Origin of the sequence: Yimella sp. cx-51 (assembly GCF_017654605.1) — a bacterium.
Lineage (GTDB): Bacteria > Actinomycetota > Actinomycetes > Actinomycetales > Dermatophilaceae > Yimella.
In genome coordinates, this window is the sequence record NZ_CP072113.1 from 727,563 (window position 1) to 751,240 (window position 23,678).

A 23,678-nucleotide genomic window follows, 5' to 3' on the forward strand; every position below is an offset into this window, starting at 1 on the left:
CAGGCTCAGCCGGCGCTGCAGGACGTGAGACCGGCCCGGGTCTTGAGGGTCAGCACCCGCTTGGCCGACGTGTCGATCGTGCGCTGGAACTCCGGGTCGCGCGCTCCCTCGGTGACGAGTGCCTTGGCCATGATCGGTGCTGCGGAAGCCAAGCCGGTGAGAGCGATGTCGCCCCCTGCGCGGACCATTCGCACTGCCCGCTCACCGGCTGGAATGCTCCGCACCGCAACGGCATTCAGGTCGTCACTGATGACGACGCCGTCGAACCCGAGCTGTTGGCGCAGCAAACCGTCGATGATCTTCGGGGAGTAGATGGCCTGGTTGGTGGCGTCCAGCTTCGGGTAGTACGCCGATGACATCATCACGACGGGGGCACCTGCGGCGATGCCGTCCTTGAACGGGCGCAGGTAGTCGTCGTCGGCGGTGGTCTGGCCATCGCTGATGCCACTGGCGGTGAAATCGGTGTTGCCGGTGATCCGGCCGAGGCCCGGGAAGTGCTTCAGGGTGCTCTGCAACCCGCCCGTCTGCATCGTGCGCACGACGTCGGTCACCGCGGCGCCGGCAGCTGCCGGATCGTTGCCGTACTGTCGGCCCCACCGGCCGATGGGCTCGTTCGATCGCGGGTTCTCAGGTGGCACGGTGTCGGCCACCGGTGCGAGATCCATGTTGACGCCGGCCGCCTTGAGTTCGCGCACGAGGGTGTTCACGACGTTCTTCCGGTCGTCAGGAGACATCGCGCCCTGGGCGAGGGCCGACGGCAATCTGGTGAAGCCGCTGCCTTTCAGCTGCTGCACCTGCCCGCCTTCCTGGTCGGCGGCGACGAGGAAGCGAACCCCGGCAGTGGACGACGGATTGGCTCGTGCCTGAACATGTTCGGCTGCGGACAGCACGTTGGCGGAGTTCTTCCACCCGCCGATGAAGAACATGTTGCCGATGTGTGAGTCAGCGATCAGGGAGTCGAGTGACGACGGCTGAGTGCTTGCGTCGAGGCCCACCATGACCAGTTGGCCGGCGCGCTGTGCCGGCGTCATCGACGAGACCAGCCGGTCGACACATCCCGTGGTCTGCGCCGCGGTCGTCTTCGAGGCCGTTGGCTTGCTGGTCGACGATGTCGGCGAAAGACGTTGTGTGGATGCAGAACCGGTGGACGACCGGCCGGCGTCGTTCCCGGCGCCGCTGCAGGCGGTCACCGAGAGTGCAGCAAGGACGGCGACGGAGCGCAGTGCGCGCGAGGAAGTGGACATCCCTGCCAGGGTAGGCGGAAGTGAACCGAAACGAAGCACCGGCGAGGTCCCGAACAAAGGGGACTGCCCGACGCCGAACGGTGCTCAGCCGGAGTGCTCGAGCACCAGGGCCGCGGTCCCGTCGCCGACCCTGGTCACCAGCACGATCGCTCGCGGGCCGCGTCCGGGCAGCTTGAGTTGCTTGGTGAGGCGCGCGTCGTCGAAGGTGACGCCGCGCTTCTTGAAGGTGATGCCGCCCAGGCCGTGTTCGCGTGCCCAGTGGCGCAGTGCCTTCGGGTGGAAGGGCAGGACGTCGGTGATCTCGTAGCGGCGGGCGTACGGCACGTCCCGCTCGTGGTCGGAGGTCGCGTGCCCGAGCCCGGGGCTCAGCTCGAAACCGTCGATGTCGCACGCGAGGGTTGCGGCGAGGCCGGCCCGCACGACGGCCTTGTCGGCCTCGTAGAGGTAGCGGCGCAGATGACCCGTGCCGTCGACGAGCCGAGCTTGCGCAGAGGGGCGGGCTCGGACGACGGTCAGGTCATCGCCCTGGAGTACGCATGCAGTGACCGCGTGCTCATCTGCCGCGGGCCCGAACCACACGGCGCACTCCAGCACTTCGCCCGCGAAGGAGGTCCAGATGGCGCTGGCCCCCGGCGCAAGAGCGGCGATCGGGAAGGACGGACTCAACTTCGCGCCCACCGGCCGGCCCGAAGCGCCGAGGGCGGTCACGAAGTCCCACGAGGGCTGCAGTTGGTCGAGGCGAAAGGTGCGGCGGGTGCGGCCGGTGATGTCGGCGACCCCGGTGGTGCGACGGGCGGGGTCGAGCCAGACCGCGGCATCCTCCGGGATGGCGATCGCCTCGGCATCTGCGACCTCGACGACAGCATCAGGGAACTCTGCGAGGTTGGCGCGGGCGATCGCCGCGGTGGCCGGATCGCGCTCGATCGCGTGCACCCGTAGACCCGCCTGTGCGAAGGCTCGGGCGTCGGCGCCGATGCCGCAACCGAGGTCGTACACCTCGCGTGCGCCGACAGCGACGAACCGATCTGCGTGCATGCGGGCGATCTGCGGACGGGTCGCCTGCTCCAACCCGTCCGGGGTGAAGAGCATCCGTGCGGCGGCCTCGCCGAATTTCGTCGCACCGCGTTGCCGAAGCGCCGACTGCGTGAGCGCAGCACTGATCAATGCGGGGTCGTGCCCTTGCGCGCGCAACGTCCCGGTGAGTGGCAGCACCTGTGACTCGTCGTAGGGCGGCAGCGAGTGCAGCAGCGCCAGTCCCTCCGGCTCGAGCAGTCGGTGCACCCGAGAGGCGTCCATCAGTACGCCGGGGGAGTCCAGGTGGAGGACTTGCTGGAGAAGGCTTCGCGACGTTCGTGCGCGGGCAGGGCCGCCAGGGCGTCGGCGACGGCGTCGTCGAATCCGCTGACCACCGGCGGGCTGCCCAACGGGATCTGGGTGTGCAACAAGGAATCCGGGTAGATGTCGACCAGGTCGAATCCTTGGCGTCCGTCGACGCCCACCAGCGAACGGTTCGGTGCTCCCGCGTCCAGCGAATAGCAGGAGGCTGCCGCCACCGACACCGGCACGCCGGCGAAGGTGCCGTGGCAGGAGTAATGGAAGTGCCCGGCGAGGACGCCCCGGACGTCCGATCCGGCGATCACGTCGGCGAACGCGTCCCGGTTGTCCAGGCCGAGCAGGTTCATCAGGTCGACGACCGAGGGGATGGGCGGGTGGTGCATCGCCAGCAGGGTGCCGTGCTCTGCCGGGGTGGCGAGTTCGTCTGCGAGCCAGCGCAACTGCTCCTCGTCCAACCCGCCGTGGTGATAGCCGGTCACCGTGCTGTCGAGGGCGATCACGCGCAGTCCCTGCAGGTCGTACACGCGGTCTTGCGGGTCGTCGGTGTCGGGCCCATCGAAGAGGTGCTGTGAGTACGGGCCACGCTCGTCGTGATTGCCCATCACCCAGATCACCTCGCACTCCAGGCGGTCGGCGCTGGGCAGCACGATCTTGCGCAACTCGCGGTAGGCGTCCGGCTCGCCGAGATCGGTCAGATCTCCGGTGAAAACCATGGCGTCGACGGCGCGCCCCGTGCGCTCGAGCTGCTGCACCGTGCGGCGCAGGTGCTCAGCCACTTCGACCACGCCGCCGAGTCGTTTTCCGTCTGCGAGCAGGTGCGGATCGCTCAGGTGCGCGATGGTGTGTGTGGGGTCTGGACCGAACCTCATGGACTCCATCCTGCCGCCTTCCGCCGATCATTGGCACTCGGCTTGCATGAGTGCTAATCGGAGCATAGATTCATACCTGGCACTCAGCCCGTGACAGTGCCAATTCGGAGAACACCCGGTCGACCCCCGCGACGGCGGCCGGCGCAGACCCGAACTGGCCGTCCCGGGGCAACAACGACAAGCTCTCATCACTTGGGAGCACTTCTGAACTAGAAAGGATCCGCCGTGTCGGTGAACATCAAGCCGCTCGAGGACCGCATCGTGGTGAAGGCCGTCGAGGCCGAGCAGACCACCGCTTCTGGTCTGGTCATCCCGGACACCGCCAAGGAGAAGCCCCAGGAGGGCGAGGTCCTGGCTGTCGGTCCGGGTCGGGTCGACGACAAGGGCGTCCGCGTTCCGATGGACATCTCCGTCGGTGACAAGGTCATCTACTCCAAGTACGGCGGCACCGAGGTGAAGTACTCGGGCCAGGAGTTCCTGATCCTGAGCGCGCGCGACGTGCTCGCCGTGGTGGAGAAGTAAGTCTTCCCCTTCGGCTTTCGCTGAACTCTTTGCACGCCCCGGCCTGCGCCCATTTGCGGGCCGGCCGGGGCGTCACCTTTCAACCGGAGTCATCCGGAAAACGCTTGTCAGACAAGGATTTTCATCACCATGGCAAAGACCCTGGAATTCAACGACGACGCGCGTAAGTCGCTCGAGCGCGGCGTCGACGCGCTCGCCAACGCCGTCAAGGTGACGCTCGGCCCCAAGGGCCGCAATGTCGTCATCGACAAGAAGTGGGGCGCCCCCACGATCACCAACGACGGTGTGACCATCGCTCGCGAGGTCGAGCTGGAAGACCCGTACGAGAACATGGGTGCGCAGCTGGCCAAGGAAGTTGCGACCAAGACCAACGACATCGCCGGTGACGGCACCACCACTGCGACCGTGCTGGCCCAGGCCATGGTCAAGGAAGGCCTGCGCAATGTCGCCGCCGGTGCGTCCCCCTCGGGTGTGAAGCGCGGCATGGACAAAGCCGTGGACGCCGTCAACGAGCAGCTGCTGGCCAACGCCCGCGAGCTGGAGGGCAAGGAAGAGATCGCGCAGGTGGCGTCCCTCTCGGCCCAGGACTCCACCATCGGCAGCCTCATCGCCGACGCGTTCGACAAGGTCGGCAAGGACGGTGTCATCACCGTCGAGGAGTCGTCGACCGCGGTCACCGAGCTCGACTTCACCGAGGGCATGCAGTTCGACAAGGGCTACATCTCGCCCTACTTCGTCACCGACCCCGAGCGCATGGAGGCCGTCCTGGAGGACGCCTACATCCTCATCAACCAGGGCAAGATCTCGGCCATCGCCGACCTGCTGCCGCTGCTGGAGAAGGTCGTGCAGACCGGTAAGCCGCTGCTGCTCATCGCTGAGGACATCGACGGCGAAGCCCTCTCGACGCTGGTCGTCAACAAGATCCGTGGCACCTTCAACGTCGTGGCCGTGAAGGCTCCTGGCTTCGGCGACCGCCGCAAGGCGATGCTGCAGGACATGGCCATCCTGACCGGCGGTCAGGTCATCGCCGAAGAGGTCGGACTCAAGCTCGACCAGGTCGACCTCGACGTGCTGGGCCAGGCCCGCCGCGTGGTGGTGACCAAGGACAACACCACGATCATCGACGGTCAGGGTGACACCGCGGATGTCGACGGTCGCGTCAAGGAGCTCAAGGCCGAGATCGAGCGCACCGACTCCGATTGGGACCGCGAGAAGCTGCAGGAGCGCCTCGCCAAGCTCGCCGGTGGCGTCTGCGTCATCAAGGTCGGCGCCCACACCGAGGTGGAGCTGAAGGAGAAGAAGCACCGCATCGAGGACGCCATCTCCGCCACCCGCGCCGCCATCGAGGAAGGCATCGTGGCCGGTGGTGGATCGGCTCTGATCCACGCCGTGTCGGCCATCGACGGCCTCAACCTCGAAGGTGACGAGGCCACCGGTGCCAACGTCGTGCGCAAGGCAGCCGCCGAGCCGCTGCGTTGGATCGCCGAGAACGCCGGTCTCGAGGGTTACGTCGCGGTTGCCAAGGTGGGCGAGCAGCCCGCGGGCAGCGGTCTGAACGCCGCCACCGGCGAGTACGGCGACCTCATCAAGGCCGGCGTCATCGACCCGGTCAAGGTCACCCGCTCGGCGCTGCGAAACGCCGCGTCCATCGCCTCGATGGTGCTCACCACCGACGCGCTGGTCGTCGACAAGCCGGAGGAAGAAGAGCCGGCTGCGGGCGGTCACGGCCACTCGCACTGACGACGTCCGAGCACATGGCGGCGCCCCGCAGGATCCCTCCGATCCTGCGGGGCGCCGCTGCCTCTTCATGGGGTGAATCACAGCAAGTCGATGCACCGAAGGCCCCGCACGGCGGCGCGGACACTTACCGTGGGGAGGTCGTGTGCTTGCGTCAGCAGCGTGAGAAGTGGAACACCCGGGGAGGTCACGTGAGTCAGCCGTCATGGCGTGAACCAGACGTAACGAAAACCGACTCCGCGACGATGTCATCGTCGGACGCGCAGATTTCCCTGCGCGATCTGGCTGTTCAGGCGCGTTCAGGTGACGACGCCGCTGCAGCCTCATTGATGGCACAGGTGCATCAGATCGCCTTGCGGTACGCCCGAGCCCGGCTCGGGAGGTTCTCCGCATCGGTCGATGCCTCCGCCGACGTAGCCCAGGAGGTGTGTGTGGCCGTGCTGACCGCACTGCCCCGGTACGTCGACAAGGGCGCCCCCTTCGAAGCCTTCGTCTACCGCATCGCGTCGCACAAGGTCGCCGACGCGCAGCGAGGCGTGATGCGTGGCGCCGTGCCGAGCGACGACTTGCCCGAGGAGCTCGACACCGCGCCCACGCCGGAGCAGCTCGCGTTGCAGTCGGACGCCGCCCAGCAGATGCACGGCTACCTCGACCAACTCTCCGATCAGCAGCGTGAGGTGCTCACGCTGCGCGTCGCCGTGGGGATGTCGGCCGAGGAAACGGCAGCCGCACTCGGCATGACTCCCGGTGCCGTCCGCGTGGCCCAGCATCGTGCTCTGGCGCGGCTGCGCACGCTGATGTCCGAGCAGGGTGGCATCTCGTGAGCCCACGTCTGGACGACATCCGCCGCGACGACGAGTTGCTCGACTCACTCGGGGCGAGGCGCACCGTCGACTCCGACCCGGCCGCCGAACTGTTGGCTGCCTGGGTCAGCTCGATCGATCACCCGGAAACAACCGCTGCCCGACCCGGTCGTTACGCGCGCAGTGGAGCACGCGGTGCCCGGCGGGTCATGGCGACCGCGGGCGTCGTGGTCGCGACCCTGTCGGTGAGCTCGGTCGCGGCCGCCGTGAGTGGCACCAGCGTCCCGGTGTTCCGTGAACTCGGCACGGTCACCCGCGGCCTGGTCGGTGGCGGAACGGTGCAGGAACCGGTGCGTGCGACCGGGATCCTCCAACCCGACGAGACCCCGTCTGCACCTGGCAGCGCTGTGCCCGCCTACGGCACGAGTTCGACCGCTGTCGCCTCGACCTCGTCGGCGAATCCGAGCTCGCAGCAGGGTGATCCCACTGATCCGGATCGGACGAGCGCCTCGTCCACCAGCCAGCTGGTGCGCACCGCGCAGGGATGGCAGCGGCAGACGCCTGCACCGTCGAGCACCCGGAAGACCAGCTCGCCCCAGCAGTCGACTGCGCCGAGCTCGACGCCCGCGACCAGCTCGAAGCCGACCAGTTCATCCTCGAGCCAGCCATCGAGCACGAGTTCGAGCACCGGTTCATCCAGCCCCACCAGCACCAAGACGACACGACCGACACGCACCCCCGCGAGCACCTCGGACCCGTCGTCGACCGCCACCTCCACCGAGCGGGTGCGTGGGGCGGGCCGGCCCACCGACCGCGGGCAAAGCACGAAGACCAGCAAGGGCTCCGGCACAAAGCCGGGCAAGCGCACACCGGGTGGTGCGCTGTCGACCGCAGACGACGGACAGACATCTGCGCAGAACAGGAAACTCCCGGTGCCGCCCGGCTTGACAGCTCCCACGCAGGGCTGAGCCGCAGCGGGTGCTGCGCCCCACCGCGGGGACCGGCGATTCGTGGACTTGGACGAGGGTTCGTAGACTTGGGTCATGACGTCCGGCGTGCCTGAGGTTCCTGCAATGTTCGGTCAGTTGGGTCTGACCTACGACGACGTGCTGCTGTTGCCGGGGGAGACCGACGTGATCCCCTCCGAGGTCGACACCACCTCGCAACTCACCCGCGAGATCAGCTTGCGCGTGCCGCTGATCTCGGCCGCCATGGACACCGTCACCGAGGCCCGGATGGCGATCGCCATGGCTCGTGAAGGCGGTATCGGGGTGCTGCACCGAAACCTTTCGATCGATGATCAGTCAGAGCAGGTCGATCTGGTCAAGCGCACCCAGACCGGCATCATCACCAACCCCGTGACGATCGGTCCGGACGCCTCACTCGAGGAGCTCGACGCGATCTGCGGGCGTTACCGCGTGTCGGGTCTGCCGGTGGTCGACGACGATTTCCGCCTTATCGGCATCATCACCAACCGCGACCTGCGGTTCACCCCGCTCGCGGAGTGGGCCACCACCAAGGTGCACGAGATGATGACGCCCATGCCGTTGGTGACCGGCCCCATCGGCATCAGCCGGGACGACGCCACGCTCCTGCTGCGTCAGCACAAGCGGGAGCGGCTCCCGCTCATCGACGAGTCGGGTCGGCTGGGCGGGCTCATCACCGTCAAGGACTTCGTGAAGTCTGAGAAGTACCCCTACGCCTCCAAGGACGACCAAGGTCGTCTGCTCGTCGCCGCCGCGATCGGCTACTTCGGCGACGCCTGGGAGCGTGCCACCCGCCTCGTCGAGGCCGGTGTGGACGTCCTCGTGCCCGATGTCGCCAACGGTCACGCGCGGTTGATGCTCGACATGATCCGCAAGTTGAAGTCCGACCCCGCCACCAAGCATGTGCAGATCATCGGCGGCAATGTCGCCACCCGGGCCGGTGCGCAGGCGCTGGTCGACGCCGGTGTCGACGCGGTGAAGGTGGGCGTCGGGCCCGGCTCGATCTGCACCACCCGTGTGGTGGCCGGCGTCGGCGTCCCGCAGGTGACCGCGATCTACGAAGCTGCGCAGGCGTGCGCTCCCGCTGGAGTGCCGGTGATCGGTGACGGCGGCCTGCAGTACTCCGGCGACATCGCCAAGGCCCTGGTCGCCGGCGCATCGACGGTGATGATCGGTTCGCTGATCGCCGGCTGTGAGGAGTCGCCCGGCGAAGTGATCCTGCTCAACGGCAAGCAGTTCAAGACCTACCGCGGCATGGGTTCGCTCGGCGCGATGGCCTCCCGCGGCAAGAAGTCGTTCTCCAAGGACCGCTACTTCCAGGCCGATGTCGCCTCCGACGACGAGTTGGTGCCCGAGGGCATCGAGGGACGCGTGCCCTACCGCGGCCCGCTCGGCAGCGTCGTCCACCAGTTGGTCGGCGGCCTGCACCAGTCGATGTTCTACGTCGGCGCCAACAACATCGGCGAACTCAAGGACAAGGGTCGCTTCGTGCGCATCACCTCCGCCGGTCTGAAGGAATCGCACCCGCACGACGTCCAGGGCATCGTGGAGGCGCCCAACTACACCGGACGCTGATTGGACGCCGGCGCGCAGCCGTCGGGTGACCCGCACGCGGTCGACACTCAGCGTGCCGGTGATCTTGAGTGCAGCGGGAGCCGCTCCGCTGGTTCTGGTGCTCGATGCGTCCGGCTCCACAACGACGAGTCGCTGGGACGCGAATGGACTCGGCGTGCGCCGCCGCCTTGTGCCGAAGGTGAGCGCTTGCCTCTCGACACACGACCCAAATCGATGTCCCGAATTCCATGGACATGACGATGACTGTCCGGACGCCGAAGCTTGAGCGCATGAAGGCCGTGAAGAGGATCGCGCCGATCGTGGCCGCAACAACGTTGATCGGGTGCAGCGGTGGCTCAGGCGTCGGTACTCAGACGTCGCGAGCGCAGAACGAATCGATGCTCACCAGTGCTGCGTCGAAGTCGTCGGACGACGGCGGATCATCCCCAAGGGCAAACGCGAGTGAGTTGTCGGCGACCGATTCTCCGATGCCGTCAGCGAGCACGAGTGCCTCGTCGAATCCAGTCAGTTCCGGCGAACCGACGATGACAGGGCCGACCATCAAGATCGGCGTCAAATTCGATCAGCCGGGTCTTGGACTGAAGGTCGGGTCGACGGCGACTGGCTTCGACGTCGATGTCGCGACCTACGTTGCGGGCAAGCTCGGGTATGCACCGAACCAGATCGAGTTCATTCAGGTTCCATCGCGGCAACGGGAGAACGTGCTGCAAAGCGGCATGGTGAAGATGGTCGTCGCCACTTACTCGATCACCGATAAACGCCTATCCGTAATCGACATGGCGGGCCCATACTTCAACGCTGGGCAATCAGTACTGGTGCGAACGAACGGGCCGATCTCGACCGCGTCTGACCTGGTCGGACACACGGTGTGCTCTGTGAGGGGATCGACGGCGTTCGGCAAGCTCGCACAGCGAGTTCCGGGTCTTACCGCGAAGGAGTTCGACACCTACTCAGCATGCGTGGTAGCGCTCGCCGACGGTTCGATCAGCGCGATGACTACCGATGACACGATCCTTCGGGGTTATGCGAACCAGTCGCAGTATCGCGGTAACTTCAAACTGATCGGCGGCACCATCACCAACGAGCGATACGGCATCGGTATCAAGAAGGGCGACGTCGAGACCTGTCGAAAGATCAACGGGGCACTTCGATCGATGGTGGCTGACGGGTCGTGGGAGCGCTTCGTCCGCAAGAATCTCGGCGATCCTGCGTTGTTCAAAGCGGGTGCCAACCCGCCCGTCGATCTTGAGACCTGTCACTGATCTTGACGTCCGCGGTGTGGCTGACGGGCACTGAATATGCTTTCGCGGGTGAGCCCACCTGCCCCCGGGACGCTGCCCGCAGCTGCACGGCCAGACGGCTCGCGGACCTAAGGTAGCCCAGTGAGCGATCCTGAGGCATCGGCGCAGCCGGTCAACAGCGAGAGCCTGATGACGGTGATCGTCGCGTTTGCGGCGAACGCCCTGATCGCGGTCGCCAAGACCGTCGTCGCGGTGATCACCGGATCAGCGTCGATGGTCGCCGAGGCCGCACACTCCTGGGCCGACACCGGCAATGAGATCTTCCTGATCATCGGTACGCGCCGTTCGGCCAAGCCGGCAGATGCCGAGCACGCGCTCGGCTACGGGCGATCGGGCTATGTGTGGTCGATGTTCGCCGCCTTCGGGCTGTTCACCATGGGTGCCGCCGTTTCCATCTGGCACGGCATCCAGTCGTTGGGTCGTCCCGAGGACAACGGGTCGTACCTATGGGCGTACGTCGTGTTGGCGATCGCGTTCGCCCTGGAGGGCACGTCTTTCCTCCAAGCGCTTCGACAGGCGCGCGGCGAGGCCAAGCAGCGCCGCCTGCACCCTCTGCGCTACCTGACGGTCACCTCCAACCCGATGCTGCGCGCGGTTTTCGCCGAAGACCTCTCGGCGCTCATCGGCATCGTCATCGCGGCTTCGGGTATCGCGCTGCACCAGCTCAGCGGCAACGCGATGTGGGACGCCATCGGCTCGATCCTCGTCGGCGTGCTGCTGGGCTGCGTGGCGATCTACCTCATCGCCCGCAACATGGACTTCCTCACCGGCGAAGCCGTCACCCCGCTGGCGCGGAACAACGCACTACGGGCGATCCTGGCGCGGCCGGAGGTCGAGCGGGTCAGTTACCTACACATGGAATGGGTGGGCGCCGACCGGATCTACCTCGTCGCTGCCGTCGACCTCATCGGCGACCTGCCGGAGACTCAGGTGGCCCGCCAGTTACAGACGATCGAGGACGCGTTGAACGCGCATCCACAGATTGAGCGCGCCGTGCTCTCCCTCACCGCTCCCGGCGACGAGACCGTCTTGAAACCGGAGGCGCTGCCGGACTGGTACGAGTCGGACACCCCCGCTTAGTCAGCAGCCGATTGCAGCGTCCACCATCGCCGGTGGTGATCGAGATCGTCGGCAGGGGTGGACGATAGGCTCACCCGGTGACTGAGATCGAGATCGGACGTGGCAAGCGCGGGCGTCGCGCATACTCCTTCGATGACATCGCCGTGGTGCCCTCGCGACGCACCCGCGACCCGCACGAGGTGAACGTCGGCTGGCAGATCGACGCCTACCACTTCGACCTGCCGGTCATGGCGGCCCCGATGGACTCCGTGATGTCGCCCGACTCGGCGATCGCCTTCGGCAAGCTCGGTGGCCTGCCGGTGCTCGACCTCGAAGGTCTTTGGACTCGCTACGAGTCGCCTGAGCCGTTGCTCGCCGAGATCGCTGCGCTCGAACCCGCACAGGCGACCGCTCGCATGCGCGAGATCTACGCCGAGCCGATTCGCGAAGACCTGATTCGCTTGCGGCTGAAGCAGATTCGCGACTCCGGTTGCACCGTGGCCGGCGCACTGTCGCCGCAGCGCACCCAGGAACACTGGCGTGCAGTCGTCGACGCCGGTGTCGATCTCTTCGTCATCCGGGGCACCACCGTGTCGGCCGAGCATGTCTCGGGACGCGCCGAGCCGCTCAACCTCAAGCGCTTCATCTACGAACTCGACGTGCCGGTGATCGTGGGTGGCGTGGCCACCTACACCGCGTCCCTGCACCTCATGCGCACCGGCGCGGCTGGCGTCCTGGTCGGCTTCGGGGGAGGCGCCGCCCACACCACGCGGCAGACCCTGGGCATCCAGGTGCCACTGCCGTCCGCGATCGCCGACGTCGCCGCCGCTCGCCGCGACTACATGGATGAGACCGGTGGCCGGTACGTGCACGTCATCGCCGACGGCGGCATGGGCACCAGCGGCGACATCGTCAAGGCCATTGCGTGCGGCGCGGACGCCGTCATGCTCGGCGCTGCTCTGGCCCGCTCCACCGAGGCACCGGGACGCGGATTCCACTGGGGCTCCGAAGCGCACCACAGCGAACTGCCGCGTGGTGAGCGGGTCGAGGTCGGCACTGCCGGCTCGATGAAGGAGATCCTGCTCGGTCCGGGCCTCGGCGCAGACGGCACCAGCAACATGATTGGTGCGCTCAAGCGCGCGATGGCCACCACGGGCTACCTCGACCTCAAGGAGTTCCAGCGGGTCGAGGTCGTCGTCGCGCCGCACCAGAAGAGCTGAACCGGAAGGCTGGAGCGCTGCTGCGCTGACCCCCACGGTCTGTGGACCCGTGCAGTCGACGGTCCACAGTCTTGCGGGTTGGCCTTCAAGTCCTGCGAGTTTCTCGCGTGTCGGGCGTCGTCAGGTGCAGCGCCCTGAGCTGCGAGTTGTGCGGAATTCCGGGTTGGATGCGGTGATGGGGTGACGTGCGACACGTCCCGTCCTACTCTTGAGTAATGACCGATCTGCGCTCCGCTGACACCGTTGCCACGACTGCTACAGCTCTCGAGGCGAGCCCGCCGCCGTATGTCATCAGCGGAGGTTTGGCCGCGCGTCTGGCACGGCGGGCCCTGACCTCACCGGGTGCAGTGGCGTACGACTGCGTCACGCCGATGACCGGCGGTCTGCTTGCTTCCCTGCCGCAGAGCACGATCGAGAACGTCGAGGTCGCTTATCGCGCCGCCCAGGCGGCCCAGCCTCGCTGGGCGGCGCGCTCACCCCATGAGCGCGCACGCTTCTTGCTGCGGCTGCACGACCTCGTGCTCCAGCACCAGGACGAGCTGCTCGACCTGATCCAACTGGAGTCGGGCAAGACCCGTCGGCACGCCTTCGACGAAGTGCTCGACGTCGCCGGCGTGTGTCGGCACTACGCCCGCAAGGGTCCGGGCTACCTGGCCACCAAGCGTCGGCTCGGCGCCATTCCGTTGTTGAGCCAGGCCCGCGAACTGCGCCACCCCAAGGGCGTGGTGGGCGTCGTCGCGCCGTGGAACTATCCGCTGTCGATGTCGATCACGGATGCGCTGCCGGCGCTGCTCGCCGGCAACGCGGTGGTGCTGCGTCCGGACAACAAGAGCGCGCTCACCGCGCTGCGTGCGGTCGAGCTCATCGATCAGGCCGGTCTGCCCGAGGGGCTTCTGCAGGTGGTGCTCGGTGACGGCCCGACTGTGGGCAATGCCGTACTCGAACGCGCCGACTACGTGATGTTCACCGGGTCGACCGCCACCGGGCGCAAGGTCGCAGCAGCGGCTGGTGAGCGGCTGATCGGCGCCTCGCTCGAACTCGGTGGCAAGAACCCGATGTACGTGGCCGACGACGCCGACCTCGAAGGCGCCGCCGAGTGTGCGATGCGGGCGATGTTCTCCTCGGCCGGGCAGTTGTGCATCTCGATCGAGCGCCTGATCCTGCACGAGAAGATCGCCGATGAGTTCCTGGGCATCTTCATCCCGATGGTGCAGCAGATGAAGCTCGGCCCGGAACTCTCGTGGGGCAACGACATGGGGTCGCTCATCTCGGCCGAGCAGTTGCAGCGCGTCACCGACCACGTCGAGGATGCCGTATCGCATGGGGCGAAGGTGCTGGTCGGCGGCAGAGCGCGTCCGGATCTTGGCCCCTCCTTCTACGAGCCGACGGTGCTGGACGGCGTCACCGAGGAGATGACGCTGTGTCGTCAGGAAACGTTCGGTCCGGTGGTGGCGGTGCGCCGGGTGGCGGGCGACGCCGAAGCTGTCGCGATGGCCAACGACTCCGAGTACGGCCTGAACGCCTCGGTGTGGACCCGCGATACCGCACGCGGACGCGGTATCGGTAACCAGATCCGTTGCGGCACAGTCAATGTCAACGAGGGCTATGCAGCTGCGTGGGCGAGCAACGGCGCACCGATGGGCGGCATGGGACAGTCGGGGATCGGCCGCCGACACGGCGCCGAGGGCATCCAGAAGTACACCGAGAGCCAGAACGTCACGGTGCAGTACGGGCCTGGCTTCGCGATCCCCAAGGGTGTGCCTCCGAAGACCTGGGCGCGCGCGATGAGCGTGGGAATGAAGTTGATGAAGGCGGGTCGGCTCTCATGACCGAACATGACTACGACGTCGTCGTCGTCGGCTCCGGCTTCGGTGGTGCGGTGGCAGCGTTGCGCCTGGCGCAAAAGGGCTACCGGGTGCACGTCTACGAGTCCGGACGCCGGTTCGAGGACGACGACTTCGCCAAGACCTCCTGGAATGCTCGCCGCTACCTCTGGGCGCCGGCGCTCAAGTGCTTCGGAGTGCAGCGCATCCACAAACTGCCCGACGTGATGATCCTCGCCGGCGCGGGTGTCGGTGGAGGATCGCTCAACTACGCCAACACCCTCTACAAGCCCGGTGCTCCGTTTTTCCAAGACCCCCAGTGGTCGGGCATCACCGACTGGGACGAGGAACTCTCCCCGCACTACGAGACCGCCAAGCGCATGCTCGGCGTGGTGGAGGAAAACCCCTGCGAGGGGCCGATCGAGCAACTGATGCGGGATGTCGCGGATGACCTCGGTGTTGCCGAGACCTTCCGCAAGACGCCAGTCGGTGTGTACTTCGGTGAAGCCGGTCAGACCGTGCCCGACCCGTACTTCGGGGGCGAGGGTCCGGCGCGCACCGGCTGCACCGAGTGCGGCAACTGCATGGTCGGTTGCCGCGTCGGGGCGAAGAACACGCTGATGAAGAACTACATCGCGCTGGCCGAGCAACTCGGTGTCGTCTTCGAGCCACTGCGCACGGTGACCGACCTGGAGGAGTTGCCCGGTGGGGGCTATCGGGTCGCGACCGTCCGCTCCGGGGCATGGCTGAAGACGGACGAGAAGCACGTGAGCGCCGATCAGGTGGTGCTCGCCGCCGGCACCTGGGGTAGCCAGACCTTGCTGCACACGCTGAAGGCGAAAGGTCGTCTGCCGCGGCTGTCGCCTCAGCTCGGGGTGCTCACCCGCACCAACTCAGAAGCTCTGGGCGGAGCGGCAACCGCGACGGTGCCCGAAGGCGTCGACCTCTCCCGAGGTATCGCGATCACCACGTCCTTCCATGTGGACGAGACCACCCACGTCGAGAATGTTCGGTACGGCGCGGGGTCGAACGCGATGGGCGTGCTCACCTCCTTGCTGGTCAACGGTGACAAGAGTGCCTTCGGCAAGGCCAAGGACTTCTTCGGTCAGTTCGCCAAGGAGCCGCTCACCGCGGCCCGCATCGCCGCCAGCCCGCGGTGGTCGGAGCGCACCGTGATCGCACTGGTGATGCAGAACCTCGACAACTCGATCACGGTGTCGGGCAGGCGCCGCTTCGGCAAGGTGCGGCTCACCAGCAAGCAGGGCCACGGAGTGCCCAACCCGAAGTGGATCCCGCAGGGGCACAAGGCGATCCGTGCGATGGCCGAACGTCTTGGCGCAGTGACCAAGGTGCGCGCTCTGCCCGGCGGCACCTGGGGCGAGATCTTCGGAATCCCGCTCACCGCCCACTTCCTCGGCGGTGTGGTGATCTCCGATTCACCCGACAAAGGTGTGGTCGATCCTTATCACCGGGTGTGGGGACACCCGGATCTGCACGTCGTCGACGGCTCCGCGATCTCGGCGAATCTGGGGGTCAATCCGTCGCTCACCATCACTGCGCAGTCGGAGCGCGCGATGGCCTGCTGGCCCGCCAAGGGTGAGCGGGACGAGCGCTCGGCGCAGGGCGAGCCCTACCGCCGCCTTGACGCCCCTGCCGCACGCGTGCCGGGCGTCGATCTCGGGATGCCCGGGGTGCGTTCGGCCTGATGCAGCCTGACGTGCACCCGCCAGGAGGGTGCATCGTGGCTGGATGGGACGCACAACCATCGACGTTGACGACGCTCTTGTGGCTGCGGTGATGAGGCGCTACTCCTTGTCTACCAAGCGTGAAGCAGTTGACCGAGCCTTGCGCCATCTGGTCGGTCCCGTCATGCAGCGCAGTGAGATGCTGGCCATGCAGGGATCGGGATGGGAGGGCTACCTCGATTCACCGCCGGCTCCGACGGCCGGTGCGGGTCGTCCACGCCGGTGAATCTACGCTGGAACACGTGCTGCGCCGCTTGTTCACCCCCCGCTGGATCGCCTTCCTGATCCTGCTCGCGGTGGCGGTCGGGACGATGGGGATGCTCGGACTGTGGCAGCTGAACGTCTCCAAGGACCGCGGCACCAACCGTGAGGTGGCCCAGGCCCCGTCCAAACCGGTAGCTCCCATCATCCAGATCGTCCAGCCGCAACAGCCTTTCCCCGGCCTCGAGTCGTCGCGGCGGGTGTCTGCGTCCGGAACGTACGACGCGAGCAAGCAACTGCTGGTCCCTGAGCGCCGCCTTGACGGGGTGAAGGGCTACTGGGTGATGACCCCGCTGACCGAACGCACCACCGGTGCACGGCTGGTCGTCGTGCGCGGTTTCGTCACCTCGCCGGCGCAGGCGACCCCGCCACGAGCGACCGACGTCACGGTGGTCGGTGGACTCGCGCCCGCGGAATCGCCGGTCACCGGCTCCTACCCGCCCGGGCAGATCGGCTCGGTGGCTCCGGCAACGCTGCTCAACCAGTGGGGCGGCCAGATGTTCAACGCGTTCGTCTTCGCGATCAGCGAGACACCGAACGCGACCGACGCGTCGGTCAAGCGCATCCCGCCGCCGCCGCCGAATCCGACGGCCGGCTTCAAGTTCGTCAACCTCATGTACGCCTTCCAGTGGTGGATCTTCGCGATCTTCGCCTGCTACGTCTTCTGGCGGATGCTGCGCGACGACGTGTACGGCCCACCTGAGCGCGCTCCGAGGGCGGCAGTCGACAATGGACCAGAGCCCTCCACCACGAACGATTCGAAGGAAACGCATGTCTGAGCAGGTCCCAGTTGTCATCGACGATCCGCAGCGGGTGCGTAGCGCGCTGAAGTTCTTCCGGATCACGGCGATCATCGCCGGCCTCGCGCTGGTCGTGCTGGTGGTCGAGATGGTGCTGAAGTACGGCATGAACAACGACGTTCTGTCGTGGTGGTCGCCGGTGCACGGACTGCTCTTCATGGGCTTCGCTGCAGCCACCTACAACCTGGGTACGAAGATGCGTTGGCCGATGGGCCGGATGGTGGGTTACCTGCTGACCGCCTTCGTGCCGTTCTTGTCGTTCTGGCTCGAGCACAAGGTCACTCGCGAGGTGGAGGCTCAGCTCGCTGCGGAGGCTCGATAGACTCCCGCGGTGACCGCTCCACTGCAGGAACACCCCGTCCTCGTCGTCGATTTCGGCGCACAGTACGCCCAACTCATCGCTCGCCGCGTGCGTGAGGCCTCGCTCTACAGCGAAGTCGTGCCGCACACGATGACCGCCGACGAGATTCTGGCCAAGCAGCCCGCGGCGATCGTCCTCTCCGGCGGCCCGTCCTCGGTCTACGCCGAAGGTGCACCATCGCTCGATCCGGCACTGCTCGACGCCGGCGTTCCGGTCTTCGGCATCTGCTACGGCTTCCAGGCGATGGTCAACGCGATGGGCGGCACCGTCGAGCACACCGGCCTGCGCGAGTACGGCGCGACGGAAGCCTCGATCCTCGACCCGTCCTCGACGCTGTTCAACGGTCAGCCCACCGAGCAGTCGGTGTGGATGAGCCACGGCGATTCGGCGTCCGAGGCCCCTGGCGGAGTGCGGGTCACGGCCACCACCCCGGGTGCGGCTGTTGCCGCGTTCGAGGACGACGAACGCAAGCTCTACGGCGTGCAGTGGCACCCCGAGGTCATGCACTCCACCTTCGGCCAGCGGGTGCTGGAGAACTTCTTGCTGCGCGGTGCCGGCTTGGACGCCGACTGGACGCCTGGCGCGATGGCCGAAGAACTCGCAGCCGAGGTCAAGGAACGCATCGGCGGCGACCGTGCCATCTGCGGGCTCTCCGGAGGAGTCGACTCCTCGGTGGCAGCAGCATTGGTGCAGAAGGCGATCGGCGACCAGCTCACCTGCGTCTTCGTCGATCACGGCCTGCTGCGCGAGAGGGAGGTGGAACAGGTCGAGAAGGACTTCGTGGCCGCCACCGGCGTCGACCTGGTGGTCGTCGACGCCAAGGAGCGCTACCTGAACGCGCTGGCCGGCGTGACCGACCCCGAGCAGAAGCGCAAGATCATCGGGCGCGAGTTCATCCGGGTCTTCGAGCAGGCGGCCCGCGACATCGTCGAAGACCGCGGTGACGACGAACACCCGGTGAAGTGGCTGGTGCAGGGCACCCTCTACCCGGACGTCGTCGAATCCGGCGGCGGCACCGGCGCGGCCAACATCAAGAGCCACCACAACGTGGGCGGTCTGCCCGACGACATCCAGTTCAAGTTGATCGAGCCGCTGCGTTCGTTGTTCAAGGACGAAGTGCGCCAGGTGGGTCTCGAGCTCGGCGTGCCCGAGGAGATCGTCTGGCGGCAGCCCTTCCCGGGCCCTGGCCTCGGCATCCGGATCGTCGGTGAGATCAACGCCGAGCGCCTCGACATCCTGCGCGCGGCCGACAAGATCGCCCGCGAAGAGCTCAGCGCCGCCGGTCTCGACCGCACCATCTGGCAGTGCCCCGTGGTGCTCCTGGCCGACGTCCGCTCGGTCGGGGTGCAGGGCGACGGACGCACCTACGGTCACCCGATCGTGCTGCGCCCGGTGTCGTCCGAGGACGCCATGACCGCCGACTGGACCCGCGTGCCCTATGAGGTGCTGGCCAAGATCTCCAGTCGGATCACCAACGAGGTGCCCGAGGTCAACCGTGTGGTGCTGGACGTCACGAGCAAGCCGCCGGGCACCATCGAATGGGAGTGAGCCCGCACCTCGTCGGGCGGTGACGGCCAGGCCAGAGCCTGGCCGTCCGTCACTCAGTCGGGCATGTCCTCCAACTCCATGCCCTTGGTCTCACGCACATATTTCTTCACGAACAGCAGTGAGAGCAGTGCAAAGACCGCGTACATGCCATAGGTGAGCCCGAGCGACACATCGCGCAGCGACGGGAAGCTGACCGTGATGACCCAGTTGGCCACCCACTGGGCACCAGCGGCGAGCGAGAGCGCCGCGGCCCGGATGCGGTTGGGGAAGGTCTCGCCGAGCAGCACCCAGACGATCGGACCCCACGACATACCGAAGGCGATGACGAACACGTTGGCGGCGATGAGGGCGATCGTGCCGGCGGAATCGCCCAATTGCGGGGTGTCGACACCGTCGACGGTGACCACCTTGGCGGTCGCGAAGACGGCTGCCATGACGCCGAGCGAAAGGGTCATGCCGGCAGACCCGATGAGCAGCAACGGCTTACGGCCCACCCGGTCGACCGTGGCGATCGCGATGAGCGTGGTGAGGATGTTGACCACCGAGGTGATGACGGTGATCTTAAAGGAGTCCTGCTCGCTGAAGCCGACGGCCTCCCACAGCACGTTGGAGTAGTAGAAAATCACGTTGATGCCGACGAACTGTTGGAAGACCGACAACCCGATGCCCACCCAGACGATCGGCATGAGCCCCATGGCCGGGCCCTTGACGTCGGCCATCGAGGGCTTCTTCTCCTTGGTGAGCGACCGCTGGATCTGGTCGATCTTCACCTCCAGGTTGCGCTGCCCGAGCAGCAGCGAGAGCACCTTGCGGGCCTCGGGGATCTTGTGGGTGGCGATCAGGTAGCGCGGCGATTCAGGGATCGTGAGGGAGAGCAGGCCGTAGATCACGGCGGGGATGGCCATCGCGAGGAACATCCAGCGCCAGGCCTCGAGGCCGAGCCAGAGTTCGTCGTGGGACGACCCGGCCGCTTCGGCCAACAAGTAGTCGACGAGCAGCGAGGTGAAGATGCCGCTGACGATCGCGAGTTGTTGCAGCGAGCCCAGACGTCCACGAATCGTCGCAGGCGCGATCTCGGCGATGTACGCCGGTGCGATGACGGACGCCGCACCGACACCCAGGCCGCCGACGATGCGGAAGAGGATGACCATCCAGAGGCTGTTGGCGAAGCCGGTGCCGAAGGCGCTGATGAAGAACAGCACGGCGGCCAGTTTCATCACCGACAGGCGGCCGACCTTGTCGGCAAGTCGGCCGGCGTAGATCGCGCCTGCAGCCGCACCCAACAGCGCGGACGCGACGGCGAACCCGAGACTTGCCGATCCGACGTCGAACTTCCGCTCGATCGCCGAGACAGCGCCGTTGATGACGGCACTGTCGTAACCGAAGAGGAAGCCGCCGAGGGCAGCGACCGAGGCGATCCGGATCGCACTGCGTCCGGAACCGGTGTCGGAGTCGTCGTAGATGGATTCGGCGTCGGACACCGGACCGTGTTCACTCATGCTGTGCCCCCAGTTGGCTGTGCAGCGTTGCGATCGTCCGAAGATTACGCCTGGTCGGGCCCGATGCGAAGGCCTCAATGGTCATGGTTCGGTCAACTTTCGTGACCGATCCCACTTGGTGGACGCGGAAACAATCGCCACCGGTCGTCGTTGGACAGCCTGAGATGAGTGAGATGACCACGATCCGGCAGCCAGCCGCCGGGCACGGAGCGCCCCGGAGCGGCTCGGCCGCGGGGCGCGATCGTCGTGTACTGCTGGTCAACGTGGCGGCGATGGTGTTGACCGCGCTGGCGACCGGCTACGCGTTGGTGAAGGTGTTCCTGCACACCTACCGCGGCGCCGAGTGGGACCACCGGCTGATGAAGGTGTTGGGCGGACCACCTGAGGCATTCGACCGCATCGTCAGATTCATCAGCACGGTGAGCGTCACCAGCGTGCTGGACACGCTCGCGGTTTCGGTGCTCGTCGCGCTGCTGCAACGGCGAGTTGCGGTAGCTGCATCGGTGGTCGTGCTCGTCTTCGGCGCCACGCTCACCACGCAGGTGCTCAAGTACGACGTGCTGCACCGCGTCGTCGGCGCCAACGCGCTGCCCAGCGGCCATTCGACGGCAGCTCTGCTCTGGGCGCTCGGTGCAGTGCTCGTCGCACCGCGAGCTTGGCGCCCGGCCGTCACCGTGGCGGGCACTCTCGTCGCGGCCACCATCGGCGTCGGCACCATCGCCGGACGCTGGCATCGCCCGGCGGATGTGGTCGCCGCGGCAGCTGTGTGCCTCGGTTGGTCAGCGCTGGCGATCCTCATGTCGGCCCTGCTCGGGCGGCGCCACATCGAGCATGCAGCAGGGTCACCGCCGCGCTGGCGGTACGCCGCGCTCGCTGCGGTGGCGACCGTCCTGTCGACCGGCGTCTTCTTCCTGCTCGGGTTCGAGCTCGGCGGAACGGGGATCGAGCGCATCGGCGCCGGGATCGTGCTGGTCACGATCGTGGCCCTGCTGGCGGCCACCATCGCCTGGGTGGCGTGGCTGGCCGATCGGGAGATCGACTAGGTCTGCGCGGACGGCTCGTCGGAGTCGGCATGCAACGTCTTGGGGCCGAGCCACCACGACAACCACCCGATGGCGCCGAGCGGAATCTCGGCGACATGCGTGAAGATCGCGAAGAGCAGCGCGCCAGCTGCTGCCGCCGGTTGGTTGGCGCCCCAGGACGCGAGCACCAGGATGATGCCGGCTTCGGCAACGCCCAGGCCGCCGGGAGTGACGCCGACCGCACGCAGCAGGCTGCCAATGGCGTAGGCCGCGAAGAGATCAGTGACCGGCAGGTCGACACCGACCGCGCGCATGATCTGCCAGAAGAGGACGAACCAGATCAGCAGCTGCCCGACGACGCCGAGGGTCAGCGGGAACCAGCCGCGCTTGGTGAGGGTGGACATGCGGGCCTGCTGGTCGACCAGGAGGTTTTCCAGGCGGGGCTGCTTTCCTCGTCCTTCGCCGCGGCGCAGCTTGCCAATGGCCGGGCTGACTCGACGATCAAGCCAGACGCCCAGCTTGCGGGTGCGCACCGGGCTGGTGAGAGCCACGATGAAGGCGATCAGCAACACCAGGCCGAGCAGCGCACCCCACCCGGCTCCGGTGCTCACCGCGGAAGGAAGTGCATGCTCATTCCGACTGACGAGCGCAATGCCGATGAGCGGCAATGCGATTCGTGCCAGGACGTTCCACACGCCGCTGACGATCAACCCGGTTGAGATCGCTCGCTTCTTGAAGCCCCAGGAGCGCAGGATCACCCAGCTCGCAGCGAGTGCTGTCGCACCGCCGCCGGGCATGGTGTTCGCCACCGCTGATCCAGTCACATTGACAATTGCGGCCTTTGGGTGGCTGAGCCCGGGCCAGGCGGCGGTGAGCGTGAAGGTGTAGATCCACAACCCGGCCAACATGATGAGGAAGAAGCCCAGCGAGTTCATCAGACCGACCGCACCGAGGTGGTGACCGATCTGCGTCCAGCTCGTCTTGGCGATCCAGGGCAGGCCCCAGATGATGATGGCGCCAGCCAGCGCCATACCCAGGACGGCGTTGAGCCCGGACTTCCACGTGAAGCTCGGCATCTGCGGCTGGACATCCTCCAGGGTGTCCTCGGCGATGACCTCGGGGTCGTTGGCGTTCACGTCAGACCTGCGAAGACGTCCCGGGCCACCGGACCCTCGTGGCGCGGATCGACGAACCACTCGCGTCCGAACACCAGGTCGTAGACCGGCCGGGGGATGCGCAGGAAGGCGGCCAGCGTGCGGTCGCCGTCGTCGGCGCTGGCCTGCGAAGCATGTGCGGCCATCGAGGCCCGCTTGGCCGCGATGTGACGGTGCACGTCGATGCGATGGGTGATGTCCTTGCGAGCACTGAAAGAGCGCTCGTAGACCTCCATGTCGAATGCGTCCGGGAAGGTGTAGACCTTCGAGACCGCCTTCAACGCGCCGACCAGCAGGTCGCGGGGAACGGTCGCCTGCAACACCCGCGGCGTGCCGGCGAGGTCGGCGGCCAGCGCCCCGACCTCGTGCACACGCACATGATCGCGGTGTCCGTAGCCGCCCTGCGCGTCGTAGCTGGTGAGGACGTCCGCGCCCTCCTCGTCCAGGATCTGCGCGAGTCTTTGCGCGGCCTCCTGTGCCGGAGCCGCCACGAACCGCCGGCTGTCGGGCAGATCTGGATGGAGATCGTCGCCCATGCCGGAATCGGCATAACCGAGGTGGACGACACGGGCCACCCCCAGCGCGTCCGCGCTGCGTTGCAATTCGGCCAGGCGGCGCTCCCCGAGAGCGCCGTCTTGCCGATACTCATCTGCCGCCAAACCCAGACCCCCGTCTGTTGCGGTGACCAGAACCACCCGATGCCCGGCTGCGGCGGCCTTGGCCATGGTGCCGCTGGTCAAGAGCGCCTCGTCGTCGGGATGGGCGTGGAACGCCACCAGTGTGTGCGACATCGGGCACATTGTCGCGCATGACA

21 protein-coding genes are annotated in these 23,678 nt (G+C 66.9%); 15 read left to right on the plus strand and 6 right to left on the minus strand.

Annotated features, from left to right (window positions below; genetic code table 11):
* Nucleotides 1-5: 5 nt before the first annotated feature.
* From J5M86_RS03485 to J5M86_RS03495, 3 genes are all read right to left on the minus strand, one after another.
* Complete coding sequence (locus J5M86_RS03485) at nt 6-1,244, minus strand: glycoside hydrolase family 3 protein (RefSeq protein ID WP_188061628.1); 1,239 nt, start codon at nt 1,242-1,244, stop codon at nt 6-8.
* 84 nt (nt 1,245-1,328) lie between these two features.
* Nucleotides 1,329-2,540: a methyltransferase domain-containing protein gene (locus J5M86_RS03490; RefSeq protein WP_188061627.1), complete on the minus strand. Its 1,212-nt coding sequence runs from the start codon at nt 2,538-2,540 to the stop codon at nt 1,329-1,331.
* The gene (locus J5M86_RS03495; protein WP_244328461.1) at nt 2,540-3,448 is read right to left on the minus strand and encodes a phosphodiesterase; all 909 of its coding nucleotides are present in this window, start codon (nt 3,446-3,448) and stop codon (nt 2,540-2,542) included. Before J5M86_RS03495 ends, J5M86_RS03490 begins: the two co-directional genes overlap by 1 nt.
* Nucleotides 3,449-3,673: 225 nt before the next feature.
* Between J5M86_RS03495 and groES the strand changes: the two genes are divergently transcribed.
* From groES to guaA, 14 genes are all read left to right on the plus strand, one after another.
* On the plus strand, nt 3,674-3,970 hold the full coding sequence (gene groES, locus J5M86_RS03500; RefSeq protein ID WP_188061625.1) for a co-chaperone GroES: 297 nt from the start codon (nt 3,674-3,676) through the stop codon (nt 3,968-3,970).
* 129 nt (nt 3,971-4,099) lie between these two features.
* Nucleotides 4,100-5,710, plus strand: a complete 1,611-nt coding sequence (gene groL, locus J5M86_RS03505) for a chaperonin GroEL (protein ID WP_188061624.1) — start codon at nt 4,100-4,102, stop codon at nt 5,708-5,710.
* Nucleotides 5,711-5,952: 242 nt separating this feature from the next.
* A complete protein-coding gene (gene shbA, locus J5M86_RS03510; RefSeq protein WP_188061623.1) occupies nt 5,953-6,531 on the plus strand; it encodes an RNA polymerase sigma factor ShbA in 579 nt (192 codons plus the stop codon).
* Entirely contained in the window at nt 6,528-7,478 is a 951-nt protein-coding gene (locus J5M86_RS03515; RefSeq protein ID WP_188061622.1) for a hypothetical protein, read from the plus strand. Before shbA ends, J5M86_RS03515 begins: the two co-directional genes overlap by 4 nt.
* Before the next feature lie 75 nt (nt 7,479-7,553).
* Complete coding sequence (guaB, locus tag J5M86_RS03520; RefSeq protein ID WP_188061621.1) at nt 7,554-9,071, plus strand: IMP dehydrogenase; 1,518 nt, start codon at nt 7,554-7,556, stop codon at nt 9,069-9,071.
* Nucleotides 9,072-9,298: 227 nt separating this feature from the next.
* Nucleotides 9,299-10,333 (plus strand): glutamate ABC transporter substrate-binding protein, encoded by a 1,035-nt coding sequence (locus J5M86_RS03525; RefSeq protein WP_188061620.1) that lies wholly within the window; start codon nt 9,299-9,301, stop codon nt 10,331-10,333.
* A 120-nt stretch (nt 10,334-10,453) separates the two neighbouring features.
* Nucleotides 10,454-11,452 (plus strand): cation diffusion facilitator family transporter, encoded by a 999-nt coding sequence (locus J5M86_RS03530; protein WP_370587366.1) that lies wholly within the window; start codon nt 10,454-10,456, stop codon nt 11,450-11,452.
* Nucleotides 11,453-11,529: 77 nt separating this feature from the next.
* On the plus strand, nt 11,530-12,651 hold the full coding sequence (locus J5M86_RS03535; RefSeq protein WP_188061619.1) for a GuaB3 family IMP dehydrogenase-related protein: 1,122 nt from the start codon (nt 11,530-11,532) through the stop codon (nt 12,649-12,651).
* Between the two features lie 215 nt (nt 12,652-12,866).
* Nucleotides 12,867-14,480, plus strand: a complete 1,614-nt coding sequence (locus J5M86_RS03540) for a succinic semialdehyde dehydrogenase (RefSeq protein ID WP_188061618.1) — start codon at nt 12,867-12,869, stop codon at nt 14,478-14,480.
* Complete coding sequence (locus J5M86_RS03545; RefSeq protein ID WP_188061617.1) at nt 14,477-16,180, plus strand: GMC family oxidoreductase; 1,704 nt, start codon at nt 14,477-14,479, stop codon at nt 16,178-16,180. Before J5M86_RS03540 ends, J5M86_RS03545 begins: the two co-directional genes overlap by 4 nt.
* Nucleotides 16,181-16,223: 43 nt before the next feature.
* The gene (locus J5M86_RS03550) at nt 16,224-16,445 is read left to right on the plus strand and encodes a type II toxin-antitoxin system VapB family antitoxin (RefSeq protein WP_188061616.1); all 222 of its coding nucleotides are present in this window, start codon (nt 16,224-16,226) and stop codon (nt 16,443-16,445) included.
* A 16-nt stretch (nt 16,446-16,461) separates the two neighbouring features.
* Nucleotides 16,462-17,259, plus strand: coding sequence for an SURF1 family protein (locus J5M86_RS03555; protein ID WP_188061615.1), 798 nt, complete (start codon nt 16,462-16,464; stop codon nt 17,257-17,259).
* Nucleotides 17,252-17,602, plus strand: a complete 351-nt coding sequence (locus J5M86_RS03560) for a DUF3817 domain-containing protein (RefSeq protein ID WP_188061614.1) — start codon at nt 17,252-17,254, stop codon at nt 17,600-17,602. The genes J5M86_RS03555 and J5M86_RS03560 overlap by 8 nt, the downstream gene beginning before the upstream one ends.
* A gap of 9 nt (nt 17,603-17,611) precedes the next feature.
* Nucleotides 17,612-19,189, plus strand: a complete 1,578-nt coding sequence (gene guaA / locus J5M86_RS03565) for a glutamine-hydrolyzing GMP synthase (protein WP_188061613.1) — start codon at nt 17,612-17,614, stop codon at nt 19,187-19,189.
* A 53-nt stretch (nt 19,190-19,242) separates the two neighbouring features.
* Here guaA and J5M86_RS03570 read toward each other — a convergent pair whose 3' ends face one another.
* Nucleotides 19,243-20,688, minus strand: coding sequence for a sugar porter family MFS transporter (locus J5M86_RS03570; RefSeq protein ID WP_188061612.1), 1,446 nt, complete (start codon nt 20,686-20,688; stop codon nt 19,243-19,245).
* Between the two features lie 164 nt (nt 20,689-20,852).
* On the opposite strand from J5M86_RS03570, the gene J5M86_RS03575 reads away from it, so the two are divergent.
* Nucleotides 20,853-21,731 carry a phosphatase PAP2 family protein gene (locus J5M86_RS03575; RefSeq protein ID WP_188061611.1) on the plus strand — a complete coding sequence of 293 codons (879 nt, stop codon included), beginning with the start codon at nt 20,853-20,855 and terminating at the stop codon, nt 21,729-21,731.
* Here the strand turns inward: J5M86_RS03575 and J5M86_RS03580 are convergent.
* Together J5M86_RS03580 and J5M86_RS03585 are read right to left on the minus strand one after the other, a co-directional pair.
* Nucleotides 21,728-22,846, minus strand: a complete 1,119-nt coding sequence (locus J5M86_RS03580; RefSeq protein WP_244328462.1) for a lysylphosphatidylglycerol synthase transmembrane domain-containing protein — start codon at nt 22,844-22,846, stop codon at nt 21,728-21,730. The two genes, J5M86_RS03575 and J5M86_RS03580, sit on opposite strands and share 4 nt — an antisense overlap.
* Nucleotides 22,843-23,655: a PIG-L deacetylase family protein gene (locus J5M86_RS03585; protein ID WP_244328463.1), complete on the minus strand. Its 813-nt coding sequence runs from the start codon at nt 23,653-23,655 to the stop codon at nt 22,843-22,845. The genes J5M86_RS03580 and J5M86_RS03585 overlap by 4 nt, the downstream gene beginning before the upstream one ends.
* Nucleotides 23,656-23,678 lie beyond the last annotated feature (23 nt).